Raw genomic sequence first — 10,519 nt, forward strand, 5'->3', positions numbered from 1 at the left:
TCTCGCCGACGCACCACCCCCCCGCCGGGGGCCCGCCCCGGGGGGGGGGGGCCCGGCGCCCGGACGGCCGTCCGGGCGCCGGCCCCACCAGGAGGACCGAGGGTGAAGTAGATGGGCACGAAGACCGTTCTGGTCAATCCGCCCCTGTGGAACGCCTACGCCCCGCACCTGGCGGTGCCCCTGCTCCTGGGCGATCTCCGGGCTCGCGGGTACGACGCCACCGGCTACGACCTGAGCATCGAGTGCATCGACTGGATGCACTCGGCTCCAGCGCTGGAAGCACTGGCGCAGAAGGCAGCCGCACGCCCGGCGATCGACCTGGAGGACGAGTGGGCGCGCCAGAGGGCCCTTTTGGCCGCCCCTGCGGCGATCCGTGGCATCCGGGAGGCCAAGGAACGCCTGAAGTCGCTGGACACACTGCACGACCCCGCTGCTTTCCACTCCGCCCGCCGAACCCTGCGCGACGCGCTGTGGCTGATCTCGGGGGCGTTTCCCGCCTGTACCTTCGACCTGGTCTCGAACACCTCCGCGTACTCCGCCGAGTCGACGGTCCAGGTGCTCGCGGCGGGCAGCGACCCGGACGGCAACCCGTACCGCTGGGCCTTCGACCGGATGCTCGACCGCGGCCTCTTCCTCGACCCCTCCCTCGCGGTCGTCGGCGTGAGCATGTCCGCGGACACGCAGCTGATCGCCGGGGTGACCTTCCTCGGCATGCTCCGGGAGATGCGCCCCGACGTCCACGTGGTGCTCGGAGGCAACTACGCGACCCGGCTGGTGGACCGCTGGCAGCAGCGACACCCCCTGTTCGACTACGTCGACACGGTGGTGACCGGAGAGGGCGAAGGAGCACTTGCCGCCGTGATCGACGGACTCGACGCGGGCGAGCATCCCGGAACCGACTTCCGGGAGAAGATCCCAGGTGCCGTATGGGACGACAACGGCATCCTGCTGCGCACCCCGCGCCGGAGCGTCGACATCTCGGCGGCGACGAAGCCCGCCTACGACGCCCTCCCCCTGGACAAGTACCTCGCCCCCGGCCCTGTCCTGCCCGTCTTCGCCTCGCGGAGCTGCCCCTGGGACTGCGCCTTCTGCTCGATCCCGTTCGCGAGCAACTCCTTCCGCCAGCGTTCCGCCGCCGCAGTGGCGGAGGAAGTGCGCCAACTGTCGGCGGACCACGGATCGGCGTACTTCATGTTCGTGGACGAGATCATGAGCCTCCGGACCCTGCGCAACGTCGGCGAGGCTCTGGTGACGACGTCCGCAGACGTGTACTGGTACGGCGAGACCCGGTTCGCAGGAGGTCTGGACGACGAACTCGCCGGGCTGCTCCATGCCTCCGGCTGCCGACGGATGAACTTCGGCCTGGAGTCGGCGAGCCAGCGGGTCCTCGACCTGATGCGCAAAGGTACGCGGATCGAGGACGCCTGCGAGAACATCACCGCCATGCGCCGGGCCGGCGTGCCGATCCATCTGTTCGTGATCCACGGCTTCCCCGGCGAAACCCGGCAGGAGGCCGAGCGCACGGTCGCGTTCGCGGAGGCCGTACGGCGCCTGTCCGTTCACCGGTACGACGTCGCCCACACGACCTGGGGCGGTTCCCCCTTCGTGCTGGACGTGCACTCGCCCGTCGGCACGCGGCCCGAGGCGTTCGGCGTTCACATCGAACCCCCGGCGCCACTGAACGACCTGAGCCTGAGCCGGAACTACCGCACCGACAGCGGGCTGTCCCAGGAGGACAGTCTGCAGGTCGCCGAGGACGCCGCGGAGTCGGCGGGCGACACCACCGTATGGTTCCGGGCGGCGGGCGACCCCATGGCGCGGGAGATCGAGGAATTCACCTTCCTGCGGGCCTGCGTGGGAGCACCACAGCCCGAGACGCGCCCCGTCCAACTGTTCGACTGGCCTCCGCCCGAGCCGGACGCCCGGCTCCGCCTCGCCTCCGGAGTGACGTTCACCCGGGTTCCCTGGCCTGCGACGGAGGCGGACGCCGGACGCGCGATGGCCCTGTACCACCCGGCCGAGGACAGATTCCTCCAGCTCCATTGGAATGCAGACACGGACTTGCGAGAGCTGAACGGCCTGGCCTGGAGCGATCTGGAATCGTGGCTGGCCGACCAGGAGTGCCACTATCTCGGCTCCGCTCCCGACGCCACGGCCGCGCTGCTGCTCAGGCACGGCTTCCTGGTGCCCTCACGGCGGCAGGCGCGGCCGCCGGCCGCACGGCTGCGCGCCGAACTCGGCACCGGGACGCAGAGCCACGAGGCAGTCCAGTACGTGTCCAACCCGGTCACGGGCGTGACGATCCGCCTCCGCGGCACAGCCGTGGACACCTGGCAGAACTGGCAGGACGGCGTGACATCCTCTTCAACGGACGATGCGGTCACCGAGCAGCTCGTCCGCTACGGATTCCTGTACCGCGAACCGGTCGGCGCCCGGCAGACGCAGCCGGGGTACCTCACCCAAGGACAGGCGGTGTAGCGCAGTGCAGCAGTTCCGGACATCCGGCGAGGCAGCGCCGATGGTACGTCCCATGCGGCCAGAGGACGAACCCGAGGTGGCCCGCGTGCTGGCAGCCTGCGACGACTACCTCCTCGCGGCCACCGGCTCGTCCGCCCTGCCCGCAGACGTACAGAGCCTGTACTACTCCCTGCCCGACGGGGCCGACTTCGAGCAGAAGCACCTGTTGGTGCTGTGCGACGGACCGACGGTGGTGGGTGTGGTCGATGTCGTCGCCGGCCACCCGGACCGGCTCGGCTGCTCGGTGGGCCTGTTCCTCCTCGACCCGGCCGTGCGCCGCACGGGCATGGGCACGCGGGTGGCCCAGCATCTGCTGCGGGAAGCCGCGACTCGTGGAATGCAGTACGTGACCGCCACCTGCCCTCAGAGCTGGGCACCCGGCCGGGCCTTCCTGGCGAAGATGGGCTTCGAGGTGAGCGCACCCGCACAGGACTCCGCACCAACGGTCGGCAACCGGCTCCGGTACCCCGCCGAACAGGGGCTGTGCACCGCCGTACGCACCTTGGACGCGGCACCCACCGACGCCGGGCATCCGGACCGGGGGACGCCATGACGGCGGTGGCCGGCCTGCTCGACGCGAGTCCCGAGGCCGTCGAGCAGGACATCGCAGAGGCGTACGCCTTGGTCCGCGCCTACGAAGGCGACCACATGGTGTCGGAAGAGGGCGATCCGCATACCGAGTTCGCGAGGCTGCGCCGGCGGGCCGCCGTGCACCGGTCCACGCTCGAACGGGTACTGACGGGAGCCGACAGCACCCAGGAGACGGTGACTCCCGCCTGGCACGTCGTGTCGTTCGCGGCGGCCGAGCAGGTCATCCGCGACGAGGACACCTTCTCGTCGTCGGCGTACGACGACAGCATGGGCCGCGTGATCGGCAGGTCGTTCCTCGAAATGGACCACCAGGAGCACAGGACCTGGAGGAGCATCCTTCAGGGCGGTTTCAACCGGCAGGCGGTCCTCGCTCGCCGGGAGGAGATCCGCTCGACCGTGACGTCCCGGCTCTCCTCCATCACTGCCCGGGGCAGTGGCGACCTGGTCGCGGACGTGGCCTTTCCGGTGGCCCTGACGACGATCGCACGCATGGCCGGCCTCCCGCACGGAACACGGATCGGCACCCTGTACACCTGGGCAGTGGGGCTGCGCGAGGACCCGGACGGCCGGATCAGGCACGGGGCGGAGGAGTTGCTCGACACCCCGTCGGCGTGGGCACCGGGCAGCCTGATGGACCTCCTCCTGCGCGCGGAGAACCCGACAATTGGAACCGGGCCACGACTCCTGCCCGCTCTCAGACTGCTGCTGTCCACTGGCACCGAGCCGCCGTGCCGTTCTCTCGCCACCTTGATGTACACGGCTCTCACCGACCCCTGGGTACCGGCCCTGCTGCGTACCGACCCGTCCCTGGCCCCCGCTGTTTTCCAGGAGTGCTGGCGCTGGGAACCCCCGCTGACCTGGGTATTTCGCCGCTGCACCACCGATACTGAGCTGGCCGGTCGGAAAATCCGGCGCGGCGAACTGGTCTGCGTCAACCTCGCATCGGCCAACCGGGACGACACCCGGTGGAGTCACGCCCACCTGTTCGACTTCCGGCGCGAGCCGCTGCCGAACCTTGCCATGGGGACCGGCCCCCACACGTGCCTCGGGCGGCACCTTGCCGCCGCGGAAGCGCAGGAGCTGCTGCCGGAACTCATCAGTGCGGTGGATTCCGCCTGGCCGATGGGGTGGACCCTGCACACCGACGGCCCGGCCGGACGCGGCTTCCGCTCACCCGGCCACCTCGGCATCCGCCTCGGCACCACCCAGGGTCTGACGTCAAAGTGATCTTGGATTGTGGATCATGGAGTGGTGATACGTCGCCATGAACTGTCCGATGCCGAGTGGGAACTCGTGCAGCCGTTGCTGCCTGTGTGCTGATGCGCAGCTGGTCGGCGAGGAATGTGGTGGGCCAGCCGTGCTCGGCGAGGTCCGATGCCGGCAGTCCCGTCTCTTGCAGTCGCCGGGCGGCCGCGGCGGCTTCCGATGAGGGGACGCGGGCAGGGCTGCCGGCCATGAGCTCGCTGGTGCGCCGGGCGCGGTCCCGGCGGGCTGCGGCCCTGAACTCGGTCCGTTGACAGCCGTAGTCGGCGCAGGTGGGGCTGCCGTGCCTGACCCGGGACCGCACCGGCTGCGTGCGTTGACTGCCAGCATCACGGGACTGCGCGGGGGCTGACTGAGTCGGTGAGTTCATGCCCGATCAATTCTGCTTGCTCACGACCACCCCCTGCGCCCCGCACCTGGGTCGGATCACGCCGAAGCGAACCGCGCGGGTGCGGGAGCTCAGGTCAGTCCAGCCGGTGCTCGCCAGGTCCGGAATCCGGCGACGTTCTGGCCATGGCTGGTGCGGGCGGATCGTCGCGCGGCCGTTCAGCCGGGCGATCGCCCTGGTGAGTACCAGACCGCTCTCCACGGTGGGCAGAAGCCTTCCACCAGGACCTGAGCACGTTTGAGATCTTGGAGTTCCGGCGCTGGCTACTACATCGTCGCATTCGGGTCGCCGGGCAAGGAAGAACGTGCGGTTGGCGGTGGCCTGGAGAAGCCTGCCGGACCGGGCCGTGGGGCCGCGACCGGACGGTCCGGCCCAACCGGTTCGAGGGCGGCAGGCCGCTCGGCCTACTGCCGCCAGGCTTCATCCTCCAGGCGGTCCAACTGCGCCTTGGACGACTCCTTGCTGCGCACCAGCATCCACGTCTCCTTCACGCACTCCCAGAACGCCGCCACACCGCCGGCTATGAAGACCAGCCGGAAGGGAAGCCACCACCCTTCCTCAGACACCCCCGCACCGCACAGGGCCACACCCCCGAACAGCGGCACAACGATCTTGCGCAGCCACAACTCGAACCCGTCCAGCAACCTTCCCCACCCCTACCCGAACCGAGCCCCCGGACGGGGTAACGCTCCAGGTCCATGATCCGGCACCCGGCATGACCTTCTGCTCATCCAGTCCTGGCGGGACTGGCTGGACGTGCTCGACGGTACAGGCTGCGCATATTTCAGCCACGATCCGTTCTCGGTGGCTGAACGCGTCAACGACGTGGTCCGGTTCACACTCGATGCTCACGGGGTGGACGGCAGCCCGGTGATCGAACTGCCGGTAGAACAGGTACGCAGGCTCGTCACCAACGCTCAGCAGGATCTGCAGGACTTCCTCGGCCTTGCCGGAACCTGGGCGGAACAACACCTGCCAGCACATGCTGCTGCCCTCACTACGGCCCTGGCACGGGCACTGGACCTGCCACCACACCATGACCAGCTTCCTGACCCACCGAGCGCACGTGCACGACGCCGGGCTCCCCCTCCACCGGCGGCACAGCGCGCTGCGCACCTGCCTCACCGTTTTTGCTCCCTACGGTCTGCGTGCGACGTACCACCACCTCACGCTCAGCGCCGCGATCCCCCGTCGCCTGGAAGCGGACCCCGACGCGCTGGTACGGGCCGTGGAGGAACTACACGAGGCCCGGGTGCTGTGGCTCGTGCGGGCAGACCACTACGCCGAGCAACGCCGGGCGGAGAAGCAGGCTGGTCGGCGGGCTGTACCGAAACCACGGCCGTGGTGGCTACGGAACTGGTGGGAAAGTCCCGACCGCGTCTGGTTCGAGGACCCGTTTCGCCACCCGTCGCTGCGGCTGTCCGAGTACGTACGGCGGCAGAACGCCATTCTGGACGGTCCCGAGCCACCTGGCTGCCCGGCTTGTGGGGACGAGGGACCGCGAGTGCCGAGTTCGACCGGGCACGGCTGGGTCGAGCTGTGCCGTGGCTGTGCGTGGTTGCCGGCGCCGTGTCCGTGCGGGGAGCGCCACCGCTTCGTGCCGGAGACCCCGTTCAACTGGAACGAGATCTGGCAGCGGGCGCACATGGGCGATCACGGAAGGCCGAACTCACTTTGGCCTGCGGGCTGAACAGTTGGATCGGCGGCGAACGCTCGGAAAGCAAATCCCACCGGCTTCACCGGAACCTGCGCGCGGGATCGCCTCAGCCATTGACGGGCACGCAGGTTCAGGCTTCCCCACGCTCAGGAGTCTCGGAACCCGCGCTTCCGCCTTCGACGTCCTGCAGCAGGACGGTACCGAGCCGCTGCACCACCCCTACCGCCAGCGCCGCCTCCGGCTGGAAACCCCTTTCGCCGATCGCCGGCTGACCGCCCAGTGGACGCTGTGCCCCATGACCAGGGACCTGCTCAAGGCGGAGCAAAGATCTGTTCCGCGCACCCGCGAGGATGGTCCCTTGAGTTCCGGTTCGTCGACCAGGTTGCCGACCTGCTCCCCGCACCCGCCGGGATGGTCCCTGCCCGTGAAACGCTGCCGCCTCTACGTGCCGCCCAGGTGCGGCGATACACAGGAGCACGATGCGGTACACCGCGGAGCGATCAAGTCTCCTTGCGGATCAGCCGTGGTCCTCCCATTGCGCCTGGCAGAATCGGGCCTCACTCACCGCGGTGTCCCCGGCCCTACTGGCCCGGACGTACATGTTGAGTCCGTCCACGCCGAGATCGCCGCCGCAGCCGATCACCAGGCCCAGTTCTCGTCCTTCGATGTGCTGGATCAGGGCTGTGCCAACGGCCGAAACCGTCATGCCGATCAGTCGGATGCCCGCGAACTCGACCTGAGGCCCAGTTCGTCCGTGAATGGTGACAGCGCCGAGGGTTGGGGGCCAGTTGTATCCACTGGAGTAGTGAGCGGTTACGCCTACGCGGTCGAAGCGGTCCTCACCCAAGATCCACTGTCCCAGGCCTTCCCAAGGCGTTCCGAAGGGATAGCGGCCATGGCGGGTGGTCGGCTCCTCGCTCAGCGCAGCAGCCACCTCCTGCGGCTTCATACCGAACCTGAGCGGACCGACGCTCTCCAGTGGTGTCCAGTCCCAGTGCTGTCGCTCCTGCTGAGCTCTTACTGGCCACGCCCCAACGTTCGGAGGCTCGTCACGGACGTCCCGCCAACGGATGACCGGCTCGGACCCGAACGGGTTCTTCGCCAGCTCGGGACCAACCAGCAGCGCGTTGGTGATCATCGTGTCCAGGCGCTGTGTGTACCCCTCGGGCGTCAGCCCCTGCTCCTGTGCGGCGCCCATGGAGACCCCCCATGCCTCGACTTCCGGATCACCGCTCCAGTTCACTCGTACGGAAGTCCCCTCCCGGCGTGCGAGGTCCTGAATGTCTGCGCACACCTCGGACGGCACCCGGGCAATGAGATCGATGTCCCGCAGGCGCACCAGCGGCCCATCCATCGCATCGATCGCTACGGCGACCAGGCCGTTGGCCTCGCCGTAGACCGCACTCACACCCCAGTCTGTGTAGTAGCCCCACCCGATGCCGCTGCCCAACCCCTGTGAGACGTGGGCAACCGCTCCGTCCAGGGCCGATGCCACCTCGTCCGGGTTCATCCCGAACCGCAGCGGGCCTACCTTCACCAGTGGCTCAAGCAGCCACTCCGCCCGCTCCCCGGGCTTCCTGTTCCACCAGTGCATGGCAACCCCCACGATCGCTCCGAATACCCCTGACGCCACTCGCCAGGGATCTTGCGGATCAACCTAGACGTGACCTCCGACAACGCGGTGTCCAGGAACGCCCGCCGGCACAGCCGCTGAGCCGTGATCGGTTGGCGTCGAAAGCAACAGTTCGGCATGGGCGAGAGAACAGGAGGTAGGCACAGGGCATCCGGTCTGACGGAAATCCTCGGTCGCGAACTCCGCGCCCGTGGCCGCGAGGTCGTCATCGAGCACCTGCACGTCCATCTGCCGCGTGTCCCCAAGACGCCCGCCACCCAGGCCGGACAGGAGACCGTCCGGTGATTCGACGGTTCCTCCGCTGCGGCCACCGCCCGGCGCCCTCGCCCCCGAGGACCAGGCCGTCGTCGACGAGTTCCGCGCGATGCTCGCCGTCACCCTGTTCCACCCCGACGCACCGAACGCCGCGGCCCACCGCCACGGCCACGACCTCGGCCACACCGGCCGGGGCTGGCTGCGCTGCGAGACCACGGAGATCTTCGGCGCCTGGCAGCCGGCCTACACGATGCTCACCCACGCCGCCGCGAACCTCCCCCTCCCCGATGACGTCGACATGGACCGCGCCCACTGCGGCGTCCACGTCGAGGCCCGCCACACCGACGGCGGCGGATACCGAGGCTCGAACGAGAACACCAACGGCCTGCTCCGGCAGTACTTCCCCAAGGGCACCGACCTGTCGGTCCACTCTCTCGAACACCTTGACGCGGTCGCGGCCGAGCTGAACAGCCGACCCCGCAGGACGCTCGGCTGGGCAACCCCGGCTGCGCGACTGTGCGAGCTGACAGCACCCCTGAACTGAACTCCGCCTACCTGGGATCGTCACTGCCCCAGGGATAGACGAACATGTCGGGCCGGACGCTCCATGCGTTGAGCACGGTGGTCAGCTCAGACTCGTCCAAGGCGTCAGCACACCTGATGAGGGCTGCGCCGATGTCGTAGTCGAAGCCCTCAATACGCTCGCGGTCGTACTCCCCATGCTCAAGCCGGAAGCTACGGCCAACGTCGCTGCGCACCCATCCCTCGTCCCGAGCCTGGCCATCGGAGTCGCTCTGCTCGGGGCGGATGTCCACGAATGCGCGGCGATCCAGCCGCGATGCCGGGACTTCCGCAACCAGCCTTCTGCCGAGGCGGAGCGCGGTCAGTCTGTCCGTCGGCCAGTCCGATCCCTCATCCATGAGGCCTCATTCTGTTCCACCCCGTCGAGCCTGCCGGGTGCCGGGCCGTCTGCGTTCAGGGGCCAGCCGGGCTACTTCCACGCGTGAAACTCAGCGCTGAGGGAAGCGTCAGTCCGCTTCGGCGCCGGGGGCGAGCGCCTTCAGGGTGGCGTCCAGCCAGTCCAGCTCGGTACGGCTGGTTGCGCGGGCGATGGTCAACAGGCCGCGACGGAAGGGATCGTCGAGCTCGCCTGCGCGCAGCGGACGTTCGCCGTCGTAGAAGAAGCTGCTCGGCTGCTGGAGAAAGGCCAGGCGGCGGCGGAGGACCGTGCCCTGTTGGCCGGGGTCTTCGAGGTGGCACAGGAAGGCCAGCACGGTGAACCAGTGGTTCTCGTCGCTGATTTCGACGCCGTCGGCCTTGCGCAGGCGGCGTCGCAGTTCTTCTCGGCCCTCGTCGGTCAGGGTGAGGACGTGCCGGGGCGCCGCCCGGGTACCGGGCTCGGTCTGCCGGCTCAGGAGCCCGGATTTTTCCAGCCGTTTGATGGCGGGGTAGAGCGTGCCGTCGGCGATCGGCCGGACGTGGCCGGTGAGATGCGCGACGCGCCGCTTGAGCTCGTAGCCGTGTAGCGGCTGCTCGTACAGGAAACCCAGGATCGCCAGTTCCAACACCGCTTCATTATCCCTCACTACCTATATACATCGGCTCCGATATATAGTCTCACCGATGTTTTCGGGCGGCCGTTGCACCGGCGGGGCCATGCATTCGAGGAGGAGAACTCATGCGCGACGTCCAGGTGACCGCCCAGGGAGCGCGGATCCGCTGGGTGGAGATGCCCGGAGACCCCGGCCGTGCCACCCGGGTCTACCTGCACGGGCTCGGCGCTTCAGCGGCTCCGTACTTCGCTGCCTCAGCCGCGCACCCCGCCCTGGCGGGCCACCGCTCGCTACTGGTTGACCTGCTGGGCTTCGGCATCAGCGACCGCCCCATCGACTTCGGCTACACCATGGAAGACCACGCCGACGCCGTGGCGACGGCCCTGGAGGCGGCCGCGGTCCGGAAGGCCGACGTAGTGGGGCACAGCATGGGCGGCGCCGTGGCCGTGCTGCTGGCCGCCCGCCACCCCCACCTGGTCGGCCGGCTCGTCCTGGTCGACGCCACCCTCGACCCGGTGCCGGCGGTGCACGGCGCGCCGGGTGCAAGCGGTATCGCCGCCTACACCGAGGAGGAGTTCCTCACCGAAGGGTGGCGGCAAGTCCGTGAGAACGTCGGACCGCACTGGTGGTCCACCATGCGCCTGGCCGGCCGCGTCGCGCTC

The 10,519-nt window shown here is 69.0% G+C and carries 9 protein-coding genes and 1 pseudogene; 6 read left to right on the forward strand and 4 right to left on the reverse strand.

Annotated elements, in window-relative coordinates; genetic code table 11:
* Positions 1–111 precede the first annotated feature (111 nt).
* From AB0O53_RS38120 to AB0O53_RS38130, 3 genes are read left to right on the forward strand one after another with little or no spacing between them, the layout of a single operon-like run.
* Complete coding sequence (locus tag AB0O53_RS38120) at positions 112–2,478, forward strand: B12-binding domain-containing radical SAM protein (RefSeq protein WP_365201795.1); 2,367 nt, start codon at positions 112–114, stop codon at positions 2,476–2,478.
* A 52-nt stretch (positions 2,479–2,530) separates the two neighbouring features.
* Positions 2,531–3,070, forward strand: coding sequence for a GNAT family N-acetyltransferase (locus AB0O53_RS38125; protein WP_351002080.1), 540 nt, complete (start codon positions 2,531–2,533; stop codon positions 3,068–3,070).
* Positions 3,067–4,335 (forward strand): cytochrome P450, encoded by a 1,269-nt coding sequence (locus tag AB0O53_RS38130; protein WP_365201798.1) that lies wholly within the window; start codon positions 3,067–3,069, stop codon positions 4,333–4,335. Before AB0O53_RS38125 ends, AB0O53_RS38130 begins: the two co-directional genes overlap by 4 nt.
* Positions 4,336–5,163: 828 nt before the next feature.
* Here the strand turns inward: AB0O53_RS38130 and AB0O53_RS38135 are convergent.
* Complete coding sequence (locus AB0O53_RS38135; RefSeq protein WP_351002084.1) at positions 5,164–5,325, reverse strand: hypothetical protein; 162 nt, start codon at positions 5,323–5,325, stop codon at positions 5,164–5,166.
* Positions 5,326–5,795: 470 nt separating this feature from the next.
* Here AB0O53_RS38135 and AB0O53_RS38140 point away from each other — a divergent pair, with 470 nt between their 5' ends.
* Entirely contained in the window at positions 5,796–6,449 is a 654-nt protein-coding gene (locus AB0O53_RS38140) for a hypothetical protein (RefSeq protein ID WP_351002086.1), read from the forward strand.
* Between the two features lie 484 nt (positions 6,450–6,933).
* On the opposite strand, the gene AB0O53_RS38145 is transcribed toward AB0O53_RS38140, so the two are convergent.
* Positions 6,934–8,010, reverse strand: a complete 1,077-nt coding sequence (locus AB0O53_RS38145; protein WP_365201802.1) for a hypothetical protein — start codon at positions 8,008–8,010, stop codon at positions 6,934–6,936.
* 652 nt (positions 8,011–8,662) lie between these two features.
* Here AB0O53_RS38145 and AB0O53_RS38150 point away from each other — a divergent pair.
* Positions 8,663–8,848, forward strand: a pseudogene (locus AB0O53_RS38150) (transposase); the annotation flags it as partial.
* Positions 8,849–8,855: 7 nt separating this feature from the next.
* Here AB0O53_RS38150 and AB0O53_RS38155 read toward each other — a convergent pair.
* Positions 8,856–9,224, reverse strand: coding sequence for a hypothetical protein (locus AB0O53_RS38155; protein WP_365201805.1), 369 nt, complete (start codon positions 9,222–9,224; stop codon positions 8,856–8,858).
* A gap of 108 nt (positions 9,225–9,332) precedes the next feature.
* Positions 9,333–9,872: a PadR family transcriptional regulator gene (locus AB0O53_RS38160; protein WP_365201808.1), complete on the reverse strand. Its 540-nt coding sequence runs from the start codon at positions 9,870–9,872 to the stop codon at positions 9,333–9,335.
* Between the two features lie 110 nt (positions 9,873–9,982).
* Between AB0O53_RS38160 and AB0O53_RS38165 the strand changes: the two genes are divergently transcribed.
* On the forward strand, positions 9,983–10,519 hold a 537-nt coding region (locus AB0O53_RS38165; RefSeq protein WP_365201811.1), incomplete at its 3' end, for an alpha/beta fold hydrolase.

Source organism: Streptomyces erythrochromogenes, from assembly GCF_040684695.1.
GTDB classification, from domain to species: domain Bacteria; phylum Actinomycetota; class Actinomycetes; order Streptomycetales; family Streptomycetaceae; genus Streptomyces; species Streptomyces erythrochromogenes_C.